The 23,390-nt window shown below is 32.0% G+C and carries 17 protein-coding genes, 1 tRNA gene and 1 pseudogene; 5 read left to right on the top strand and 14 right to left on the bottom strand.

Going from position 1 to position 23,390, the window contains the following annotated elements; all coding sequences use genetic code 11:
- Positions 1–27: 27 nt before the first annotated feature.
- The 5 genes from FJV36_RS11915 to FJV36_RS11895 all read right to left on the bottom strand — a co-directional run bounded on the left by FJV36_RS11915 (position 28) and on the right by FJV36_RS11895 (position 5,611).
- The gene (locus FJV36_RS11915; RefSeq protein ID WP_158981136.1) at positions 28–2,289 is read right to left on the bottom strand and encodes a DUF3987 domain-containing protein; all 2,262 of its coding nucleotides are present in this window, start codon (positions 2,287–2,289) and stop codon (positions 28–30) included.
- A 2-nt stretch (positions 2,290–2,291) separates the two neighbouring features.
- Complete coding sequence (locus FJV36_RS11910) at positions 2,292–2,567, bottom strand: helix-turn-helix domain-containing protein (RefSeq protein WP_233264946.1); 276 nt, start codon at positions 2,565–2,567, stop codon at positions 2,292–2,294.
- 3 nt (positions 2,568–2,570) lie between these two features.
- A complete protein-coding gene (locus tag FJV36_RS11905; RefSeq protein ID WP_158981134.1) occupies positions 2,571–2,858 on the bottom strand; it encodes a helix-turn-helix domain-containing protein in 288 nt (95 codons plus the stop codon).
- Between the two features lie 104 nt (positions 2,859–2,962).
- Complete coding sequence (locus FJV36_RS11900) at positions 2,963–4,321, bottom strand: hypothetical protein (RefSeq protein ID WP_158981132.1); 1,359 nt, start codon at positions 4,319–4,321, stop codon at positions 2,963–2,965.
- A 36-nt stretch (positions 4,322–4,357) separates the two neighbouring features.
- On the bottom strand, positions 4,358–5,611 hold the full coding sequence (locus FJV36_RS11895; protein ID WP_158981130.1) for a phage integrase SAM-like domain-containing protein: 1,254 nt from the start codon (positions 5,609–5,611) through the stop codon (positions 4,358–4,360).
- A gap of 216 nt (positions 5,612–5,827) precedes the next feature.
- On the opposite strand from FJV36_RS11895, the gene FJV36_RS11890 reads away from it, so the two are divergent.
- A tRNA-Leu gene (locus tag FJV36_RS11890) sits at positions 5,828–5,913 on the top strand.
- 111 nt (positions 5,914–6,024) lie between these two features.
- Here the strand turns inward: FJV36_RS11890 and FJV36_RS11885 are convergent.
- From FJV36_RS11885 to FJV36_RS11870, 4 genes and pseudogenes are all read right to left on the bottom strand, one after another.
- Positions 6,025–6,797 (bottom strand): annotated as a pseudogene (locus FJV36_RS11885) (transposase).
- A gap of 647 nt (positions 6,798–7,444) precedes the next feature.
- On the bottom strand, positions 7,445–9,478 hold the full coding sequence (locus tag FJV36_RS11880) for a protein-disulfide reductase DsbD (RefSeq protein ID WP_158727968.1): 2,034 nt from the start codon (positions 9,476–9,478) through the stop codon (positions 7,445–7,447).
- Positions 9,478–10,788 (bottom strand): tRNA lysidine(34) synthetase TilS, encoded by a 1,311-nt coding sequence (gene tilS / locus FJV36_RS11875; RefSeq protein ID WP_158727969.1) that lies wholly within the window; start codon positions 10,786–10,788, stop codon positions 9,478–9,480. The genes FJV36_RS11880 and tilS overlap by 1 nt, the downstream gene beginning before the upstream one ends.
- Before the next feature lie 14 nt (positions 10,789–10,802).
- Positions 10,803–12,089 carry an anthranilate synthase component I family protein gene (locus tag FJV36_RS11870; protein ID WP_158727970.1) on the bottom strand — a complete coding sequence of 429 codons (1,287 nt, stop codon included), beginning with the start codon at positions 12,087–12,089 and terminating at the stop codon, positions 10,803–10,805.
- 240 nt (positions 12,090–12,329) lie between these two features.
- On the opposite strand from FJV36_RS11870, the gene FJV36_RS11865 reads away from it, so the two are divergent.
- Positions 12,330–13,223, top strand: coding sequence for a DUF4349 domain-containing protein (locus tag FJV36_RS11865; RefSeq protein WP_158727971.1), 894 nt, complete (start codon positions 12,330–12,332; stop codon positions 13,221–13,223).
- A gap of 57 nt (positions 13,224–13,280) precedes the next feature.
- Here the strand turns inward: FJV36_RS11865 and lpdA are convergent, their stop codons facing one another.
- Both lpdA and FJV36_RS11855 read right to left on the bottom strand, forming a co-directional pair.
- Positions 13,281–14,684: a dihydrolipoyl dehydrogenase gene (gene lpdA, locus FJV36_RS11860; protein ID WP_158727972.1), complete on the bottom strand. Its 1,404-nt coding sequence runs from the start codon at positions 14,682–14,684 to the stop codon at positions 13,281–13,283.
- Positions 14,685–14,817: 133 nt separating this feature from the next.
- Positions 14,818–15,279: an Lrp/AsnC family transcriptional regulator gene (locus tag FJV36_RS11855; protein ID WP_158727973.1), complete on the bottom strand. Its 462-nt coding sequence runs from the start codon at positions 15,277–15,279 to the stop codon at positions 14,818–14,820.
- 270 nt (positions 15,280–15,549) lie between these two features.
- Between FJV36_RS11855 and FJV36_RS11850 the strand changes: the two genes are divergently transcribed.
- The 3 genes from FJV36_RS11850 (at position 15,550) to FJV36_RS11840 (ending at position 19,906) form a co-directional block, all read left to right on the top strand.
- A complete protein-coding gene (locus FJV36_RS11850; RefSeq protein ID WP_158727974.1) occupies positions 15,550–16,776 on the top strand; it encodes an aminotransferase class V-fold PLP-dependent enzyme in 1,227 nt (408 codons plus the stop codon).
- A gap of 577 nt (positions 16,777–17,353) precedes the next feature.
- Positions 17,354–17,617: a hypothetical protein gene (locus tag FJV36_RS11845; protein WP_158727975.1), complete on the top strand. Its 264-nt coding sequence runs from the start codon at positions 17,354–17,356 to the stop codon at positions 17,615–17,617.
- 438 nt (positions 17,618–18,055) lie between these two features.
- The gene (locus tag FJV36_RS11840; RefSeq protein ID WP_158727976.1) at positions 18,056–19,906 is read left to right on the top strand and encodes a CocE/NonD family hydrolase; all 1,851 of its coding nucleotides are present in this window, start codon (positions 18,056–18,058) and stop codon (positions 19,904–19,906) included.
- A 143-nt stretch (positions 19,907–20,049) separates the two neighbouring features.
- Here the strand turns inward: FJV36_RS11840 and FJV36_RS11835 are convergent, their stop codons facing one another.
- The 3 genes from FJV36_RS11835 to FJV36_RS11825 form a co-directional block, all read right to left on the bottom strand.
- Positions 20,050–21,366, bottom strand: a complete 1,317-nt coding sequence (locus FJV36_RS11835; RefSeq protein ID WP_144893609.1) for an ammonium transporter — start codon at positions 21,364–21,366, stop codon at positions 20,050–20,052.
- Between the two features lie 279 nt (positions 21,367–21,645).
- On the bottom strand, positions 21,646–22,023 hold the full coding sequence (locus tag FJV36_RS11830) for a PH domain-containing protein (protein ID WP_086455037.1): 378 nt from the start codon (positions 22,021–22,023) through the stop codon (positions 21,646–21,648).
- A gap of 6 nt (positions 22,024–22,029) precedes the next feature.
- On the bottom strand, positions 22,030–23,337 hold the full coding sequence (locus FJV36_RS11825) for an amidohydrolase family protein (protein WP_158727977.1): 1,308 nt from the start codon (positions 23,335–23,337) through the stop codon (positions 22,030–22,032).
- Positions 23,338–23,390: the final 53 nt, after the last annotated feature.

Below are 23,390 nucleotides of genomic sequence, written 5' to 3'. Positions count from 1 at the left end.
AATTATTAATAAAACAAATTGTAATAATTAGTTGAATTTTCTGTAAAAACCATACTCGGGCTGTTCTAAATATTTACCCAAACACGATTTAAGAAAGTTACCCACTGAACGCTCTCCAATATCAAATTTTTTACCAATTTCAATTGCTTCTTTTCTCTGGAATTTGTTCGGTAATGCATCAAAGAATTTCTTTTTATTTTCTCCTGATTTGAATGGACCTTGTTCTCCTTGTTTTGGTAGATTAGTAAACATTATTACGCTGTGTTGAATGTAAGTTTTAGTTAACGTTAATGCGGTTTCAAAATCAATATCAGAACAATATATTTCTTTGTGATAATCATTTGTTGCAAACTTTCTTATAGCTGTGAAAATCATACAAAAACGATATAATATCAACCCTAAACGCTTAACTATACTCAAAGCATCTTCGCTAACAAACGTGTTTATTTGTTCTAAAAACGAACTGAAAATAGGGTTAAATCTATCCCATTGTTCATCAGTTAAATGTAAAATTAATTCGTCTCTTTCGTAAAACTCTACCAACTTTAAAACTAGTTTTGATTGTGTTGTGAAATAGTCTGTTAAGTTTACAGGATTTCCTTTTGGTGATGGGTCTAACCAAACAGCATCTGTTTTAAATACATAGAATATAAATCTACTAAACAAACCATCTTCGGCAGAAGAAATAATATTAAATACTTGCTTTGGTGTTCCTGATAAAGCTACTGCTAATTGTGGATTTTCAACTTCTAAATATTCGCCATCTGTTTTGATACTTTTTGATATTCTTTCGTGATGAAATGATTTTCTCAACATATCCGAATACGAACCCCACTCGTTTTTGAATGTTTGTCCTAATGTATCTGCTTCGGTTTCACAAATAATTCCTCTACCATCGTTCCAATCTAAATGCTGCATTATTTTTGCATTACTCGTGTTTGCCGGAATATAAACAACTTTAAATTTTGGAGGCATAGGCATTTCTTGTCCAGGCTCTAGTTTGCCTTTTCCTTTTAGCATTTTATAAGCTGATAATTTTTCATCATAAATTTTTTTATCTTCTGATGATAGTGCTAATGTTTTATCATGGTATTTATCGGCTAATGCTTTTGCAAATTTTAATGCACCTTTACCCGAAGCAGCAGGAGCTAAAATAAATGAAAACAAACTTGGATAAACAATACTTCCACTATATAAACCTGACACATTAGGTAAACAACCTGAAAGAATTGCCAATGCACCTGTAAGATATACATCTCTTTCTCTTTCTTGCGTAAATACTTTGCAGCTTTCAAACAAAATAGGTGGTAAGTTATCGTAAACAGATTGTGGAATTGTTGGAGTTGCTTTTAGACAATCTTCATAATCATCAAAATTATTGTCAGTATTTATAACACTATCTGTTTTGGAACTTTGCATGTTTGCAAACTTTGCAAACTTTGCAAAGTCTGCACTTTGGTTTTTATATGTACTGTTTACCGTTGCTTTTATCTCTCTTTCTTCTAAATCAAAATTATTAATGCAATAGTTCAATGTATCATCTTCATAAATACCAAACTTATTAGCGTTGCAAGAGAATAAGAAAATAAAGTTGTTTCTGTTTCCGTTGTAATATTGTTCTTTTTGTTCCGTAAACTTTAAGCATTTATCTAATAATTCATCCGTTGTGAGGTCGTGTTTGACTTCTCTTATTGGTTCTGATTTCAATGGTTTAACTTCTTCCTTTAGTTCAAAAATTACTGCATTTTCATTTAAAAATAAATCTGTATCACAAGAAACAAAACACAATCGGGTAATGTCTTTACATTTTGCATCAAAATCATAACCTGATAACTCTTTATAAAAATTTGCGATTTGATTGTAAACTGTTGTGTGTTGTGCTGCATTTGAATTGACTTTAATGAATACTTTTAAACCTTCGTTACTTGGACTTATAAATGATGCGAACGTGTATCTACAGCCATTTACAAGCGTTACAAGATTGTTTATTTCAGTTAATGGTATATCATCAAAATCTAAACATACTACTTGTGAATAGGTTACTATATTTGCTTTTGTTCTGCTTTCTCCAAATGTTCCAGAAGTTGTAAAACCTAATAAATTACTTTTGATTTCTTCGGCTGTTTTTTCATCTCCTTTATGCAAAGCATATCGGATAGAATTAATTTCACTTTGATATTTATCGGATTTTATTTCTTGTAATACTTCTAAAAGATTTTTCTCGCCTAAGTTGTATTTGAACTCTTTATAAACACTAACCATCAGTTTACTATTTGCTATCTGTTCCATTGTTACTTAGTATTATAGTTGTCGTTTAGTAATTTTTGGATATCTGAAAGTCTGTAATAAATTTTATTACCTACTTGAGAAAACTCGATAATTTTCTTGTTTCTCCATTCCTGTGCTGTTCTTTTACTGATATTCATTAGTTTCATAAATTCACCGTTATCAAAAAAAACATCTTCGGGATCTAATTTGCCACCCAATTTCATTTGTGCAACTAATAAGGCAACACTATCGTCTAACCTTTTTAATACTTTTTCGGCATCGTCATAAAAATTATTCATGGCTTACTTTTTTAATAGGGTTAAACATTCCATTATTTCACTCTTTTTGTAGTAACGTCTTGCACCTATGCCATAGGCTTTAACTTTACCATTGTTTGTCCATGCCCATAAAGTGCTGCTATCAATTTTTAGAAATTGGCAGGTTTCTTCTCTGGTCATTAATTCTTCTGAATTGTCTTTTGTTTGAATTTCCTTTTGAAGTTCAATAATTCCGTTTCTAACGGATGTACCTATTAGCTGTTGAAGCTGCTCAACAGTTAGGGTTTGAAGTAAAATTGCATTGTTTTGCATATCGAATATTTTTTAAAATTATTCGACAAACATTCAAAGTGGGAAAAGTGGGAAAAAGTGAACACTTAAAAGTGTTTACGGTGTAATAGGTGTATAGTTGAAAATCAGACTTTTGTGGTGAAATATTTATATAAATTACAGTAAAAAAAGTCGTCTTTATTTAATTCTACATCCTTAAAAAGTAGAACATTCTCTTTAAGAAAAGCTAAATATTCATAAGTCAAACCTTCATTTGTTATTGTAGTATAGATTTCTTTTAAAGCCCAACCAACTTTCTTTTTATTAATTCTACCTAGATTAATTTTATTTACTTTAAATGAAACTCTGTCATTTTGGAAATATTTATTAAGCATATCAACTAGTAAACCGTACTGAGTTGTATTTACATTAGACAGTACATCTTCCAATTTTTCTAGAATTATATCATTTATAAAACTATCGTTCAAATTTATAGTTGTTGTAAGTGATTCGGTTTTTTCAATAATGTTTACTTCTTCTTTTTTAAAATTATTATTACCTAAAAGTTTTTCTTCTAAAAAGCTCATCTTTTTATTGTTAGAATAACAATATTGCTCAAAACTTATCATTGAAACAACATAGCTAGCTTTTTTATAAACTTCTACATCAGACTTTGAAAATTCGTAAACATCACCTGTTCCATTCTCAAAATCATACATTAAATTCTGAAGGAAAGTTTTTTCACTTTGTATAAAATCTGTTTCGGAAGTATCATCGTAATTTTCAAGAAATAGATTTAATCTTTTTAAATAATTGTTTTTATAATTTTCGAAAGAGCATCCGAAAAAAAAGATATTGTCTTTATTTAATTGCTTTGTCAATTTTATAAATTCATTCTTTATTTCTGTTTTTTTGGTTTCTTCCCAATGTGTAAATTCTTCATCAACTTCAAAAAACAAAAAATCTTCATCACCTGAAAGGTGTGAAGTTCTTGATTGATACTCTTCTATAAAGTCATTTTTAATTTTAACATAATCATTACCTTCAAAAAATAATGGATCATTAATAAGGTTAGGATAAAATTTGTTCAATGTTTCACTAGGTATAACTTCAATAATTTTAATACTGTTGATTTTCTTACCCAAATTATTTTGTTTATCTCTTAAGAAGCTTATTATTTTTTCAAAAGTCGCCTTATATTTTAAACTTAACTCAATATCCCAGCCGTCATTTTCATCTTTAAATGTTACTAAACTATCATATATTTTTGGTATTAGCACCTCACAATGACCACCATTGACAGAATAGATATACTTGCCATCGTGATATGACTTTATTAGATTAGCATTACTGTAGCAAAGATTATAGAAATCAATTTCTAATTCAATAAATTGCTTTTCTTCAAAGTCTTCATGCTTAGATAAATATTCTAACAATAAAGAATTATAGTCCTCTTTATACTCTTTGAGTGTAAAAGAAATTTTTCTGTTTATATCTGGAACCATATAAAAAATTAAAGCGTGAATTTATAAAAAATAAATTTAAAAATAATTGGTTAATTCCATTGCAATATCTTTATTGCTTTTGCCTATATAAGTTAAAAACATTTGCTCTGTACTGTGACCGGTTACATAAATTAAATATGTAGTTGGAATAGTTCCATAAAAATTAGTTGCAAATGAACGGCGACCAATATGTGAAGATACTAATTTCCATTTCTCGTAATTGCCTGATTCTTTTCTATAGATTTTACTTTCTGGAGTGATTTCAACTTTTAAGCTGCCAGGTACAATATCATTTATTTTTGCTATTCGACATACTTCTTTTATGTATAGGTTGTATTTTTGATCAACAATAGGTTCAGGAAATTTGCCATTTCTTTTCTTTAAAATCTCTAAGACTTTTGGATGAAGCGGAACAGTCATTAATTTACCTGTTTTAACCTGTTTAAATTCTAATAAATGTTTACCTTTTTCAATACGAATATTTTTTTCTGTTAATCTCATAAAGTCGGAAATTCTTTGACCAATGTAACAACTAATGATTAACCAGTCTTTTGCATCTTCGTAATGAATATTGTATGATTTTACTTTTGCTTTTTCAATCTTTTCTAAGTCTTCAAAAGTTAAATAAATATTATCAACAGCTACTTGTTTGCTCTTTATATTACTCAATTGATTACTTGTTTCTAAACCATTTGATTTAGCATGGTTGCATATTGTTTTTATAAACTTGAAAGCTATGCCAATTGTATTAGGAGCATAGTTGTTTTCTAAACAATAGTTTTCAAAACTAACTTTGAAATCTGCATTTATATCTGTTATTGATAGTCTTTTTTTTGTGTGGTCGATATAACGCAAAATAAGCTGTTTTATGACGTTTACTTTTTTAATGGTATTCTTAGTTATGTCATTCTTTTTAAGCTCTAAATACTTGTCTAAATAAGCGATAAAGTCGGTAGGAAGTTGTTCTGGTTCAGCTGATGGATTGTAAAAATTGTGAATTTGGTTTTCTAACCATTTTTTATCAACGAAATTAATATCTGTATTATCAAAAGCTTTTAATATAAATTCTTCGATTTTACCTATTTTTTCATTTACTTCATTACGCTGAGCAATTGCTTCACTATCTTTTAGTCTTTTATTGCTGTGTTGTTTCGACCAGTATTCTTTAGTTACTTTTATTTTAGTTGAAGCACCAAAAACAAAATCTTTGTTGTTGTGTCTAAAAAGTAATCTCAAAGTTAATGGGGCTTCTTCTTTTGTGGAGCGGAATAAAAAGTTAATTGTTGCCATCGTTTTTTATATTTTTAATTATACTCAAATATACAAAATTTGTACGATAGTTGTACGGTAAAGTCAAAATATATTCAAACACATTCAAAGCTATACAATATCAAATAACTTTGTAAAGCCTTGTAATTGTTGGGTTTTGTAAATAAATTGCAAAAAAATAAGGTGTTTTAAAAAATAGGGATTTTGGTAATATTGGTACTGGAGGTACCACAACCAGCTCGGATGGTGAAATTGGTAGACACGCTGGACTTAAAATCCAGTGAACAGCAATGTTCGTGCGGGTTCAAGTCCCGCTCTGAGTACATAGAGAAACCCTTCAACACTGTCGTGTTGGAGGGTTTTGTCGGTAATACAAGTCTTTATGGTTCAAGACCTAAATCGGATCAATCCCAAAACCTGTGGGGAATGAAAAATTAAGCATAAATAGTTGTTAGTCTAAAAAGGAAAAATGTAACATTTTTAACGCCTCTAAATTGAGTTCTAAAAGCTTTTATTTTAGCATTGAACGACTCTGCAGATGCGTTTGTGCTTCTGTTATCAAAATAGTTCAGTATGGTTTGGTAATGATTTATTATAGATCTTGAGATTGTATTGAAAGACTTAAATCCAGATTGGCTTACTTTTTCATGCCATTTAGCTAATCTTGAGAGTCCAATGATTTTATCTGTTGTTTTCTCAAATATATTTCTCAACTCTTGGGCTAAATTATATGCTTTTTCGATATCGGGATATAGTTCAAATAATAGCGTGGCACGTTCTATTTGGTTTTCGGACCATTTAGATCTGTTTTTATAGAGTAAATAGCGGCTGCGAGCTAGTAGTTGTTTAAGTGTGTCGCCATTAGATAATACTTTAGGTTCAAACTTTTTGGTGCCTTTTTTAGCTTTTTCTATAGCCTCATTTTCTTGATCGATTGCTTGCCAACGGTATTTGATTCTGATTTCTTGTAAAGCCTCCAGGTCTATTTTTTGAACATGGAATCTGTCGGTTACTTGTATTGCTTTTTGGAAGTATTTTTTGCTATTAATTTCATGGAATTAATCATATCTAATGTTATTTCTTTAACTGATGACCTCTTGTTATAAGCAATTTGACAGCTATGTTCTTTTACTTCTTCTGCCTTAGTTCCTGCAATCATAGATACGATAGTTCCTTTTCTTCCTTTACCGGCTTTGTTGGTTAAGATGGTATAGAGTTCCCCATTGGAGAATGAAGTTTCGTCAATCGATAAATGTTTGCCTAAGTTTTGTGGAAAAATTAGCCATTGCTTGGCGTGAGGCAGTTGATCCCAGGTTTTAAAATCACTGAGAAAATCTTTGTATTGATGTTGTAGATTTAGGCCACTAACTCCATAGAAAGAAGCAATTGCATTACAATCGTTTGGTCTGGAATCTATTGATTGCTTTTGAAAAAGACGCGAACTCCTGTGTTACCCGAGTTCCGTCTGCTACTAAATTACAATCTATAAAGACTACTTGTCCAGTATCTTCGTTGAGCCATCTTCGGCGTGTGATAGTAATGCTTGGTGTCCACGAATTGGAAAAGCTTGAACGGTTATCTCTTCAACGAACCTTTTAGAACTTAATTTGTTCTGTAGTTACTCTTTAGGGATTGAATTAATTGCTTTTAAAAAAGATATGAAGTCAATTCAAAATAATCCAAGATAATTTTGGGAGTAAAAATTTGATAAGTTCGCGAAAGGAATCTTGGATTTGAATAATATCTAGAAATACAAATGTCTTCCTTGTGATATTTCCCCACAAATTTTAGGCTGTAGTTTCATAATTTTAACATATAAAGAATTCATGAAGTTTATTTGATAAAAAAAAAGGCCTATTCGGCCTTTTTAAATGAATCTATTCCGTCTCTCAACCAATCTTTGTAAGCATTGATATCTGAGTTGTAACTTTCTGGTTTATCTGATAGCATATTCCCATCAGTATCCATGACAATGTAATATGGCTGTGCATTTGCTTTAAACTTGGTAATTTGAAAATCACTCCATTTATTTCCTATGCTTACCACGTCTTTTCCAGTTTCTTTAGATACGTATTGCTCTTCTTTTGGGAGTTCCCTTTTATCATCAACATATAAAGAAATAAGCACAACCTCGTTTTGTAATATTTTTAAAATCATTGGATCAGACCAAACATAATCTTCCATTTTTCTACAATTTACACACGCATAACCTGTAAAATCTAATAAAATAGGCTTGTTAACTAATTTTGCGTAAGCTACCCCCTTGTCATAATCTTCAAAAGCTATTAAATCATGTGGCCCTAAATGAGCTCCATCTGGTAAAACTTGAGCTGTTGTTGCTGAGCCTCCTTTTGAATTTCCTACTCCGTATGGACTTTCGCTGTAGGTCATAGGTGGCGGAAAACCTGAAATTATTTTTAATGGCGCTCCCCAAATCCCTGGAATTAGATACACCGTAAAAGCTAAAACTACTAATCCTAAAGACAATCTTCCTACCGAAATATGATTCAATGGACTATCGTGTGGTAATGTAATTTTTCCAAAAAGATATAAAGCTAATGTTCCAAAAATAGCAATCCAAATGGCTAAAAACACTTCTCTTTCCAAGAAATGGAGCTGTAATACCAAGTCAGCATTAGATAAAAACTTAAAGGCTAATGCCAGTTCTAAGAAACCTAATACTACTTTAACCGTATTCAACCAACCACCTGATTTAGGCAATGAATTCAACCAACCTGGGAACATAGCAAACAACATAAATGGTAATGCAAGTGCTAATGAAAAACCAAACATTCCTACAATAGGTGCAATACCACCTTTTGATGCTGCTTCTACTAATAAAGTTCCTACAATAGGTCCTGTACATGAAAAAGAAACTATGGCTAGAGCCAATGCCATAAATAAAATACCTATAATACCACCTCTATCTGCTTGACTGTCTACTTTATTCGCCCAAGAATTTGGCAACATGATTTCAAATGCGCCCAAAAATGACGAGGCAAAAACAACTAATAAAATAAAGAAAATGATATTGAACCATACATTTGTAGATAAAGCATTTAGGGCATCAGCTCCAAATATTGCCGTTACCAAAAATCCTAAAACAACATAAATAAAAATAATCGCAATACCGTAAATAATAGCATTTCGAATTCCTTTTGCTTTAGTTTTACTTTGTTTGGTAAAAAAACTAACCGTCATAGGGATCATTGGGAAAACACATGGTGTTAATAATGCTGCAAATCCAGATAAGAATGCAATAAAAAAGATAGATAATAATCCTCTTTTTTCCTCTGGTTTGTCAACTTTAGGAGTCTCTACTTTGATAGTTTTTTCTGTATTCAAGTCAGTTTTAACGGTATCAACAACCTCTTTTGACAGGGTTGAATCCCCGGTCGCAACATTTATCAGTGGTGCTACTTCTGTGGTTGCATTTTCTTTTTGAGGAATTTTTATAGTGAAATTCTTTTCAACATTGATGCAGACATCTTTACATACTTGATAATTAAAATCAACTTTAACCTCAGTAAGCTTAGTATTTGTAAGTTCAATTTCTTGTTGAATTTGAGCCTTTTTCTCAAAAAAAGTTTCGTTTACCTCAAATATATCATTGAAGGCAGTTCTTGTTTTGCTTTCTTTGGCTTTGCCAATAAGTTTAAAATTTCCTTTTTGGTTTTTAAAAATAATTTCAAGAGGAAGTGGTCCCCCATCTGGCGTGAATTGGGAATACAAATGCCACTCGTTATCAATTACAGCATTAAAAATCAAGAGGTATCTGGTATCTGACTTTTTTTCAATTTTAGTAGTCCATTTTGCTGGATCTAAAATTTGAGCATTACCATTGGCAAAAGCCAAAAATGCTATAAGTAAAAGGATTATTTTTTTCATTAGCGTAGTTCTATTTTTAAAATATTTTTAGTTGTTTCGGTTACTTTAAACCGTTCGTCTGGTCTTAATCCAACAAGCCAAACTATTGTTTTATCGGAATATAGCAACCAAGTTTGTTCTTTTTCATTTAAAGATAATTTTTCATCTTTAAAAAATTTACTTACTTTTTTTGACTTCCCTTGCATACCAAAAGGATGAAAAACAGCTCCCTCACTCCATTTTTGCAATCGCAATGGGTAGTGCAATAAATCTGCGTCTACAAATATAGAAGTATTTGTGACGATACTAATGTCGGCTACTTTGCAAAAAGTCAGATTTAAGGGAATATTAACTTCTCTTTGATTTTCAGAAATAAAATATTCCTCATTGGTATTTACGAAATTTATCGGACTAAGGATTAAAGAATCTCTATCTTTTAATAATCGGTATTGAGGAGCGAGAACAAACTTGCCTGATTGACTTTCAATAAGTGCATAAATATCATCCCAGGATGTAAACTCAAATTCTTTGAGCCACTGGTACAAATAGGATTTATAATTAGGTAATTGTTTTAATTTTTTAATATCAAGATATATAATTTCATCCTCTTGCTTTGCCACCTGCTGATAAATCATAATAGCGGCATCCTCCATCATAACTTGAGCTTCCTGAAGATAGGTTTGCGTTTTAAGAAATGATGACAAAAAATTAGAATTAATATCTTTTAACAAAGGTACAAACTGATGCCGGATTTTATTACGAAGGTATTTATCTGTAGCATTGCTGCTGTCTTCTCTCCATTTGATATTGTTCTCTTGGGCATAACGTGTAATTTCATCTTGGCTAAATGCCAAAAGTGGTCTTACTACACGCTCATTTTGCTGAGGAATTCCGGTCAAACCCTCAATTCCAGTTCCTCTACTTAAATTGATTATAAAAGTTTCAAGAGCGTCATCAGCATGGTGTGCAGTAAGAATATAATCGTATTGCTCTTGTTCTAAAATTTCGTAAAACCAGCTGTAACGCAATTCTCTAGCGGCAACTTGTGTGGATATTTTATAATCTTCGGCAAATGCCTTGGTGTCAAATTGGGTAAAAAAGAAAGGAATATTATTATTTGATGCATACTCTTGAACAAAATTTTGATCCTCAAAACTTTCTAAACCTCGAAGCTGAAAATTACAATGAACAATAGCCATGTTAAAACCCATTTGCTGAAACAAATGAACCATAACCATGCTGTCTATACCGCCACTGGTTGCTAAAATCACCTTTTTACCTTGTAAAAAAGATAGGTTTTGCTGAATATGTTTCTGTACTTGTTGTATCATTTTATTTAACTTAACTAACGCAAAACCTCAAGCATAGCATGGGCCTTTAACAAACACTCTTCATACTCTTTTTCTGGAACCGATAAAGAAGTAATGGCACTTCCCACAGAAAAAGAAACGTATTTTGAAGCACTGTTGTACAGAATACTTCGGATAACTACATTAAAATCAAAATCACCGTTAGGTGTAAAATACCCGACTGCTCCACTGTAAACGCCTCTTTTGGTTTCTTCAAGTTCGTCAATAATATTCATTACAGAAATTTTTGGTGCCCCTGTCATACTCCCCATGGGGAAAGTTGATTTTAAAACATCGGTTACTGTATACTGAGAATCTAATTTTGAAGTAATGGTAGTAATCATTTGATGCACTTGTAAAAAAGAGTAAATCTTACAGAGTTCCGTTACTTGAACACTGCCTTTTTGAGCTGTTCGTGCCAAATCATTTCGAACCAAATCGGTGATCATTATATTTTCTGCACGTTCCTTTGGGTCTGATGCTAATTTATTTTTAGATTCTTCATCTTCAGTTGTATCCAAAAAACGTTTAGATGTACCTTTTATGGGCTGAGAAACTATTAATTCTCCTTCTTTTTTTAAATACCGTTCCGGTGATGCCGAAAGTATGTAATGTTTATGATTCTTAAAATAAACAGCAAAAGGTGGTTTTGAGATGGAATTTAATTTTAAAAATTTTTGCAATGGATCAATTGCTGTATTTTCTGAAAAAAATTCCATACAAAAATTAGCTTCATATATATCTCCTCGGTGAATGTGATCTTTTACTTTAATCACTTTTTTTAAATAATTTTCTCTTGAAATCCGCTGTTGCATATGAACTGTTTCAACAATTGTATTGATAGGACATTCTGTAGACAAGATAGTTGCATAATCATAGTCTATTTCATCATCACAAAAATTCAAATATTGAATTTTAAGTGTGTTTCCGTTGAGTATAAATACTTTTTTGGGCTGAAAAAAAAACAAATCTGGAAAATCTAAAAAGTCATTGTTTTTTGACGAAACCTTTTCAATATCGTTTTTTAAATCATAAGACAAGTAACCAAACAACCAATCCTTAGTGCTTTCTTGATATTGTTTTAAATCATCGAATGCATTGTAATAATCTGTTTTTAAAGAGGTAAAAGCGTCAACTGCAAGTACGCAATCAAAAGAGGAGTATTCTTGTGGATACGAATTACTATCTAAAAAAATAATTTCACGAAACTGTTGCGCCCATGTTACAAGTTGTTGCTTGATTTGTAATGGATTTTCGACATTTTTTATGATGGATGTTCTCAAGGAATTGAAATGTTTTTTATAGCTCAAAACTACAACATTTTTATGTTAAATAGGTAATCATGACTGATTCTAAAAGCAAGAATATACAAAGCTTTTAAACGTAATTCCTTGCCCATTTACACAAAGTTTATTTTGATGGCATGAAATTTGAATTGTAGCATTTTACTTAAAATCTAAAAAGCCAGCAAACAAGAAAACACCTATTAACAAATAAATTATTAACCTGTAAAACAAAAAATTATGCTTAAAAAACACCATGTCCTATTCCCTTTACTGCTAATCATTTTAGCTATTTCTTGTAAAAAAGCCGATTCTTTAGATGAAACTGATTCTAAAATAACAACTTCTTCAATAGATAGTAGTAATACTGTTTCTTCAGCTGCAGCAGTACAATCAAAAAATAGTGATAGAAAATTTGTACGAACTGCCGATATTAAATTTAAGGTAAAAAATGTTCCCAACTCAACTTACATTATTGAAAATGCCACCAACAAATTTGGAGGTTTTGTAACTTATACCAATTTACAAAGCACAATTTCTGAAAAAAAAGAAGTTAAAATTGGCCAAGACAGTACTTTAGAAATCACGAAATATACTGTTGAGAATAACATAACCATTCGGGTTCCCAATACCAAAATGGATACGATAATCAAAAGCATTGCGAAACAAATTGATTTTCTAGAGTATCGTATAATTAAGGCCGACGATGTTTCATTACAACTGCTTTCGAATCAATTAAAAGAAAAAAGAGACGCTAATCAAGAAAAGCGCCTTGTAAAAGCGATTGATAGCAAAGGCAAAAAACTAAACGAAGTGGTGCAGGCAGAAAACGACCTAAATCAAAAAAGCGAACAAAAAGATAACAGCAAACTCGAAAATATCTCATTAGCTGACCAAGTAAATTTTAGCACTTTAACGTTACAAATTTACCAACGGGAAACCATCAAAAAAGAGATGATTGCTAATGAAAAGGAATTTCGTCAAGGTTTTGGTTCGAAAATAATTGATGGACTCGAAAATGGCTGGTATCTTATTGAAGGAATAATTGCGGTAATCGTTCAATTATGGTCGATCATTTTAATTGGCATAATAGGCTATTTCACATACAAAAAATACTTTCGCAAAGTCAATTAAATAAAAAAACCCGTTCAAAAATTAGATTGAACGGGTTTTTGTTAAAATATAGTCTACTTATACGTGTAATGCTCTATTATCCGTTGCAGCTAAAGCAGCTTCTTTTATCGCTTCTGCAAAAGTTGGATGTGCATGAGACATTCTTGAAATATCTTCAGCAGACGCTCTAAATTCCATGGCAGTAACTGCTTCGGCAATTAAATCGGCACAACGAGCACCTATCATGTGAACTCCAAGTACTTCATCTGTTTTTGCGTCAGCTAGGATTTTTACAAAACCATCTAAATCACCGCCAGCGCGCGCACGACCTAAAGCTTTAAATGGAAAACTACCTGATTTAAAATCAACACCAGCAGCTTTCAATTGCTCTTCTGTTTGACCCACAGCAGCAACTTCTGGCCAAGTGTAAACAACACCTGGAATCAAATTATAATTGATGTGTGGTTTTTGTCCTGCTATAATCTCAGCAACCATGGTACCTTCCTCTTCCGCTTTGTGTGCTAACATCGCTCCGCGAACTACGTCTCCAATTGCATAGATATTAGGAATATTTGTTTGTAAATGATCATTTACTTCAACCATTCCTCTTTCAGAAATTTTAACACCTGCTTTATCTGCGTTCAATCCATCGGTATACGGACGACGCCCTACTGAAACTAATGAATAATCTCCTTCTAATGTTATTGTTTCTCCCTTAGCATTTTCGGCTTGAACAACAACTCCTTCACCATTTCTTTCTACTGATTTCACTTTGTGCGAAACATAGAATTTCATTCCTTGTTTTTTCAATACTTTTGTCAATTCTTTAGACAAAGATGCATCCATTCCTGGGATAATTCGGTCTAAATATTCAACCACAGAAACTTGCGCTCCTAATCTTAAATACACTTGACCTAATTCTATACCTATTACTCCACCACCAATGATTACAAGGTGTTTTGGCACTTCTTTAAGTTTTAATGCCTCAGTAGAAGTTATAATTCTTTCTTTATCAATTTTGATAAAAGGCAAGGAAGATGGTTTAGAACCGGTTGCTATGATAATATTTTTTGCTTCAATAGTTTCAGAAGTTCCATCTGCTTTTGCAACAGCAACATGTGTAGCATCAACAAAAGAACCTAAACCTTCAAAAACTGTGATTTTATTTTTATCCATTAAAAATTTAACTCCTCCCGAAGTTTGATCTACAACCGCTTGTTTGCGTGCAATCATTTTTTCAAGATTTACCTTTACATCACCAGAAAGTTCAATACCGTGATCTGCGAAATGTGCAATTTCACTGTAATGATGAGAAGAAGCTAGCAATGCCTTAGATGGAATACAGCCTACATTTAAGCAAGTTCCACCTAGAGTAGAATATTTTTCAATAATTGCTGTCTTAAATCCCAGTTGTGCACAACGAATAGCAGATACATATCCGCCTGGTCCTGAACCTATAATGACTACGTCAAATGAACTCATAGTATGTTAATTTTTGTGATGTTTATATAAAAGTGTCACAAAATTAAGAAATTAGTTTTGTTTCAGGTTGAATTCAGCAGGTTTTTTGGGATTAATTTATCGACTTTAAAAAAAACACGATATCAAAAAAAACTTATTGGACATCGATAACAGTTGTGTTTTTTACCTCGCTAATCATGAAGGTACTGTGAGTACTGCCAATGTGTTGTAGTGTGGTAAGTTTTGTAACCAAAAATTCTCTGTACGCTTCCATATCTTTTACTAATATTTTTAAAATATAGTCATAATCCCCGCTTACATGATGGCATTCAATGACTTCTTTAAGTTGAATAACCTCACTTTCAAACTTTGCAATGAACTCTTTAGTGTGCTGAATTAATTTAAGATGACAAAAAACCACAAAACCTTTTTCGACTTTCGAACGATTTATTAAGACAACATATTTATCGATAACACCTTCCCTCTCTAATTTTTTAATACGCTCATATACCGCTGTTACAGATAAATTTAACTTTAAGGAAAGTTCCTTGGTTGTTTTTTTACTGTCTGATTGTAATAAATACAAGAGTTTCTTATCTATAACATCTAAAATCATATTCTTGAAATTTATAAATGAAAAAAAATCTATACAAATCCTGTTTTTGATGCTAATTTAGAAAATCTAATCGCAAATTATATTATAGATAGGTTTAAAATCCAAAATTATCGAACAATATTGATTATTAATCTAGAACATTGTTAATTTGAGATAGAATTAATCTTAGAACCGTAATCCCCTAGCCCTGATAGAAGCGGCATCCTTTTATGCGCCTCAGCGAATAAAAGATATAGCGAATAGCAGGAATAGCTTCAAAAAAAAATACTTATGAAAAATTTCAATCCCGCAGATAACATTCAAGATTTACAGTATTTTGGTGAATTTGGAGGTGTGAATCCATCCATTTCTGATTCTTCCACCTATACTTTCCTTTCTGCAAAAACCATGTTCGATACGTTTGAAGGAAATATGGAAGGTTGCTACTTGTATTCTCGTCATTCCTCACCAAGTAATTTATACTTAGACAAAGCATTAGCAGCTATGGAAGGAACTGAGTCGGCAAATGTTTCGGCATCGGGAATGGGAGCTATTACACCTACGTTATTGCAACTTTGCGGAACTGGTGATCACATTGTTTCGAGCAGAACAATCTATGGTGGAACGTATGCTTTCTTGAAGAATTTCACTCCAAGATTAGGCATCAAAACCACCTTTGTTGATATTACAAAACTAGATGTTGTAGAAGCTGCTATAACTCCAGATACTAAAGTTTTATATTGTGAAACAGTGAGTAACCCGTTACTTGAAGTAGCGGATATAAAAGGACTTTCTTTGATTGCTAAAAAATACCACTTGACACTAGTCGTTGATAATACTTTTTCGCCATTATCTGTTTCTCCAGCAAAATTAGGCGCTGATATTGTAATTCATAGTTTAACAAAATACATAAACGGCAGTAGTGATACTGTGGGCGGTGTAACGTGTGCATCGCAAGAATTTATCAATAGCTTAAAAAATGTAAATAGTGGAGCTAGTATGTTATTAGGACCTACAATGGATAGTTTGCGTTCAGCTAGCGTAATGAAAAACTTGAGAACGCTTCACATAAGAATGAAACAACACAGCTACAACGCAATGTATCTAGCCGAACGTTTTGAAAAAGAAGGTTTAAAAACGGTTTATCCTGGTTTAAAAAGTCACCCTAGTCATGCATTATATTCGTCTATGATTAATCATGAGTATGGATTTGGAGGTATGATGACGCTTGACGTAGGTACTTTAGAAAAAGCAAATGCCTTGATGGAATTAATGCAAGAAAAAAACTTAGGTTACCTAGCTGTGAGTCTAGGATTTTATAAAACTTTATTTAGCGCACCGGGAACATCAACTTCAAGCGAAATTCCAATGGAAGAGCAAATAGAAATGGGATTAACTGATGGCTTAATTCGATTTTCAATAGGTTTGGATAATGATATTGAAAGAACGTTTCAAATAATGAAGCAATGCATGATAGAATTGAACGTACTGACATCAGAATCCATTTTAGCAGAATAGTATTTTTAGTGTATAATTTAAAAAAGCAGCAAAATACTTTGCTGCTTTTTTTGTGTTGCAATAATTCTGCAAAGCAAATTAAGTTTTTACATGTGTTGTATTTTAAGACCTTTAATTATTTTTTATAAATATCAATCTCTCGACTATTGCTTTAAATTGAAACACTAGTTGCGAAAAGAATAAGAGTGTCTGGCAAATAAATGTTCAAAAGTTTAAAATTGACCTTGTTAAGGTTACATCATAGTACTTAGGTGGTCTAAGAAATTTTTTTTTTGTTTCTGATTATTTGTTAGTTAGAAACGATATGTAAAAAAATATTGCTCAAAATTATGCTGATCTTTTTTTAATAATTGATAATACTATTTAGAATTAATTATTCGTTATCCAATTTTTTTTGTCTTTGGGATTAAAACCAAATATTACTAAATACAATTTTATTTTAAGGTGGTTTTTATTAGAACTGTATTTTTTGTAGTTTAAATCTATTATATTTACGATGTACTATTAAAATATTTAGCTTTAAAAAACTGCGTTTAGTAAAAATTTGAAACGAAACAAATACAAAATAATTTGACAAATGGAAAAAATACTATTAAAAGAATTGAATGATCAAGAATTGCTTCAAGAGCAAAAGAAGTTGAAAACGAATAAAATGTACAATGCCATACTGATTGGTTCGCTTTTAGGCATTTTTACATATAGTGCTGTAAAAAATGGATTCTCTTTTTTTACTTTTTTTCCTTTATTTTTTGTCCTTATCTTAGGAAATAGCGGAAAAAAAATAAGAGAATTTGAAAAGGAACTTAACAACGAAATTATGTATAGAAATATAAAATTGTAAGAGCAACTCATAGTTGCAGTAGATAAATTCAAAACACATAGAGTTAAGGTTTAATTCTAACTGCATTGAAACAATCACTTTTTACAATGGAAAAGAGTGTGCATGACATACTGATATTGCAAAGATATTCAGTTGAAAGTTTGTTAAACAACATTATATGTTTTGCAAGAAAAAGATACATTAGGAAATAGAATAGATATCATTGACTTTTTTTTTATAAGAAAACAGACTTCAGAAATGTAATTAACTAAAGCGGTAAGTAAATAGAATTATCACTACGTAAAAGCCTAACAGAGAATTCAATTGCCTTAGTCTTATTGAAACTCTTAATAATAAGTTGGTTGCACTCATGCGTTGAAATTGTAATTTAAGTGGGTATAAATTATTTTTATTTCTACATATTTTTTATCTTTAAACCCTATTAAATTTAAAAAATTCATGAAAAAACTACTAAGTATTGCATTATTGATATTTGCTGTCTTATTATCCTCGGCTCAGGATTCTAAACCAAATTATGTAGCAGAAAATTACACTAAAAAAGAAGTGCATATCAAGATGCGAGATGGGGCCGAGCTATTTACCTCAATTTATACTCCAAAGGATACTTCAAAAAAGTATCCAATTATCATGCAAAGAACACCTTATAACTCGGGACCTTATGGGGCTGATAAAATGAAAAGGTCTATTTCACCAAGTGAAACGATGATGAAAGAAGGGTATATTGTAGTTTACCAAGATGTTCGTGGTAGGTTTATGAGTGATGGTTTGTATGATAACATGCGTGGCTTTGTACCTAACAAAAAATCAAAGACTGATATTGATGAAGCATCTGATACGTATGATACAATAGACTGGTTGGTGAAAAATGTAGCGAATAATAACGGAAACGTAGGAACATGGGGAATATCTTATCCAGGTTTTTATGCAACGTATTCTTTGTTAAGCAATCACCCCGCTTTAAAAGCAGTTTCGCCACAAGCGTGTATAGCTGATTTCTTTTTTGATGATTTTCATCACAATGGGGCTTATCTTTTAAGTTACTGGAAAGTGACACCTTTATTTGGACCACAAAAAAAGGCACGTACTACAGAGCCATGGTATACTTTTACCAATGCGGGAACCAATGATGATTATCAATTTTTTCTTGATGCTGGCCCACTTTCAAATTTAGATAAGTATTATGGAGTCGATAATGAATTTTGGCAACAGCTAAAAGATCATTCTAGTTATGATGATTTTTGGCAAAAGCGAGGTATTCTTCAGCACTTGAACAATATTAAACCTGCAGTTATGACTGTTGGTGGTTGGTTTGATGCAGAAGATTTATACGGTCCATTAAATACATACAGTACGATTGAAAAGAGTAGTAAAAATTACAATACCATCGTAATGGGGCCGTGGAGTCACGGAGATTGGGCTCGTAATTCTGCAAAACAAGTTATTGGGAATATTAATTTTGGCGATAGCATTTCAGGTTTTTACCAAAAAAATATTGAAGCTAATTTTTTCCGTCATTTCCTGAAAAATAATGGAAAAGGTGAAAACACACTTCCTGAGGCTTATGTTTTTGATTCGGGTAAAAAAGAATGGAAAACGTATGATGCTTGGCCTCCAAAGAATACGGAAAAGAAAGCTTTTTTCATGCAAGAGAACAAGTTGTCACAAATGGCAAAAAGGAATTTTGCCTTTGAAGAGTTTGTAAGTGACCCAAAGAAGCCAGTTCCTTATTCTGAAGATGTTAAACAACAAGGTCTTACGCCTAGAAAATACATGACAGATGACCAGCGTTTTGCAGCAAGACGTCCTGATGTTCTTGTTTTTGAAACCGAAATTTTAACAGATGACACCACACTTGCTGGCGATATATTAGCGCAATTACAAGTGGCTACAACAGGTACAGATGCGGACTGGGTAGTAAAAGTTATTGATGTTTTTCCTAATGAGGAGCCAGAGACTAAAGAGATAGCTCCTCATTTAAAAATGAGCAATTATCATATGATGGTAAGAAGCGAAGTAATGAGAGGGCGTTTTAGAAATAGTTTTAGTAAACCAGAACCGTTTGTGGCTAATGAAAAAACAGCAGTAAATGTTAAGTTGCAAGATGTGTTTCATACCTTTAAGAAAGGGCATAAAATTCAAGTACAAGTTCAAAGCACTTGGTTTCCATTGATAGATCTAAATCCTCAAACTTTTGTAGAAAATATTTTTTATGCAAAACCAGAAGATTTTCAAAAGCAGACTCATAAAGTGTTTAATGATTCTAAAATAGAATTTACTATTCTTAAATAAAGAGTTGTTAAGATTTATATCTTTTATGAATCAATCCCTTTGAAAAAAAATACCTCAAAAAGTAATAACTTTTTGAGGTATTTTTTTTTGAAAATAAGTTTCAAGATGATTATTTACTACTTATTCTAGTAAATAATGTTTGATTATAAAAATTCCCCATGTTGAGAAATGTCAAGTCCTAATTCTTCTTTTTCCTCGCTTACACGTAAAGGTGTTATTTTGTTAACAATAAAAAATAAAACATACGATGCAGTAAAAGCAAAAATAGAAACCACAACTAAAGCTTTTAATTGGTTTAAAAACAAAGTGGTTTCTCCAAAAATTAAACCTTGATTGTCTCCTACAATTGAATTAATTGATTTTGAAGCAAATACACCAGTAAGAAGCATACCTACCATACCGCCCACACCGTGACAAGCAAAAACATCTAATGCATCATCAATTTTTCCTTTATGAAATGCTCGCACTACAAGATTACTTATGATACTAGCAATTGCACCTATAAACATAGCGTGTGGAATACTCACAAAACCAGCAGCTGGTGTAATAGCCACTAAGCCTACAACTACGCCAATACAAGCTCCCATTGCTGATAATTTGTGTCCTAGAATCTTATCTAGAAATACCCAAGCCATACCTGCAGCAGCTGCCGCAACTGTAGTAGTTCCTAATGCTTGTACTGCAAGGCCATTTGATCCTAGTGCTGAGCCTGCGTTAAAACCAAACCAGCCAAACCACAATAAACCAGTTCCAAGTAAAACATACGTAATTCTTGCTGGATTTACTTTTTGAACTTTTCTTTTACCAAGGAAAATAGCTCCTGCAAGTGCTGCCCATCCTGCACTCATGTGAACTACTGTGCCTCCAGCAAAATCAAGTACTCCCATTTTGAAAAACAAACCATCAGGATGCCAAGTCATGTGCGCAAGCGGAGTGTAAATAAATAATATAAACAAAACCATAAAAAGTAAATAAGCCCAAAAACGGATACGCTCAGCAAATGCTCCAGTTATCAAGGCAGGCGTAATGATGGCAAACTTAGCTTGAAATAAGGCGAATAACATAAACGGAATGGTAGGTGCAAGACTCCATGCGGTATTTGTTCCTACACCTTGAAAAAACAAGTTAGGGATTGGATTTCCAATAATACCACCAATTGTAGGGCCAAATGAAAGTCCGAAAGCAATGATAACCCATAAAACGGTAACAATTATCATGGCCATAAAACTTTGAAGCATTGTACTAATTACATTTTTTTTTCCAACCATACCGCCATAGAAAAAACCTAATCCAGGAGTCATGATAAGCACTAGAGCTGTTGCAACAATAATCCAAGCGGTATCGCCAGTATCAAATTTTACAGCCTCGGTTGGAGCAGGTGCGTCGATTAAGAAATAATTTGAAAAAAGGGTAAATAACAAGATCGCAATTAATAGCACACTCAAAACAATTTTTCTCATAGTTTTTTGATTTAAATTTCAATAAAAGTATAAAAATGTTGTTTATGCCCCATTAAAAATAACAGTCTGAGTCAAACTTTTAAATATATATTAATATGACCCCTATTTTTTTAAGGGTTAATTATAATTTAATCTTAAAATTTATAATTTAACAAGCCCAATTTGAACTTTTTAAAAATTTTGTTATCAATCTTGATTATTTACATGAATTTATGGCATAAAAAAAGACACTAAATTGAAAATATCAATCAGTGCCTTTTAAATGTGTTGTGCAAACTATTATTTCAACGTGTGTCTACTTAAAATTTGATACACTTCATTAATGTTGTTACCGCCTTTTCCAAATTGTTTGCTAATGGGTGCATCATCATTATTAAGCCAAATTTTAAGTTCAGCATCCATATCTAATAATCCTGCACTTTCTTTGGAGAATTTTTTGATGCTAGAGTAGGGAATGGTTAAGTAATCTACTTTAGTTCCTACTAATTGCTTTTCAATCAAGATCAATCTCTTATTGGTGAAAATGAACATATCTCGAATGAGTTTGTATGCTTTTTCAATTACCTCACCTTCAATCAAGATTGGTTCAAATTCTGTAGCAATATTTTGAATATTTACCTCAGATGCATTTCCTAGAATAGCATTAAATAATCCCATAATAATTTATTTTTGATTGTATTTTGTTTTGTAACGATCGTTTAATTTAGTTTGATGTGTTTCTAAGCTAATCATTCTACCTTGTATGAAAGCATTTGTAAGCTTGTTTGTTCTCATATCTAGAGCATCACCATCAGATAAAAATAAGGTTGCATCTTTTCCTTCTTCAAGAGTACCGCATTGTGCATCAATACCTAATATTTTAGCCGTATTTGATGTGATAAGTTGTAAAGCTTGTTCTTTATCTAAGCCATAAGCAGCACAAGTTCCAGCTAAAAACGGAAGGTTTCTTGTGTTCATTCTTTCATGTGACCCACTGTTTTCAAGACCTACAAGAACTCCTTTGTCAGTTAGTAGTTTTGCGTTTTTATATGGTAAATCAATATCATGATCGTCATTTTCTGGCATTTCATGAACTCTTTTTAATAGAATACCAATGTTGTTTTCTCGTAATAAATCGGCAGTTTTATAAGCTTCATATCCACCAACAATAACCATTTTTTTGATTCCGCTTTGTTTAGCAAACTGTACTGCGTCTATAATTTGTTTTTCTTCATTAGCATGGATAAATAAAGTTTGAGTACCATCAAAAAGACCTTTTGTAGATTCTAAAACAATGTTTCTTTCTTTTGAGGATTCGCCTAAATAGGCTTTGGCGTTAGCAAGATAAGATCGTAGTTCTTGAACTTCTTTTGCATATTCTTTGTTAGCTTCAATATTTCCTGGTTCTGCCCACCAGCCGCTTCTTCTAAAAGTGGATGGAAAGTTAACGTGTATTCCATCATTTTCTTTAACCAATGCATCTTTCCAGTGCCAAGCATCCAGCTGAACAATTGAGGATGTACCTGATATTACTCCGCCTCTTGGAGTAATTTGTGCCATTAAAATTCCGTTTGGTCTTACTGTTTCAATAACTTTTGAATCAGCTGTATAGGCAATGATACTTCTTACGTGCGGTTTCATAGCACCTATTTCATCTTCGTCATCAGATGATTTAACGGCGTCAATTTCAACCAAACCTAAAGTAGAATTTGGAGCAATAAATCCAGGATAAACATGTTTTCCAGCAGCATTTATGGTAACATCATAAGCACCAGCTGCAAGACGTATCACGGTAGCATCTGCAATGAGAGTGATTTTTCCGTTTTCAAAACCTAAAGCACTGTTTTCAATCACTTTTCCATTTCCTAAATGCGCAGTTGCATTCATGATCAAAACAGATTTGGATTGTTTATTTGCGGGTGTTTGTTGCGCTTGAGCTAGTATTGGCAAACCGAGTGCCAAAACTAAGAGGTATATTTTTGTATAATTCATTTTATATTTTTTTTAAGTTACTTGACTAAGCTTAAAGTATGAAATTGAGAAAG

The organism is Flavobacterium sp. I-STPP5a, from assembly GCF_009764685.1.
GTDB lineage: Bacteria > Bacteroidota > Bacteroidia > Flavobacteriales > Flavobacteriaceae > Flavobacterium.
This window is presented reverse-complemented; position numbering and strand designations above follow the sequence as displayed.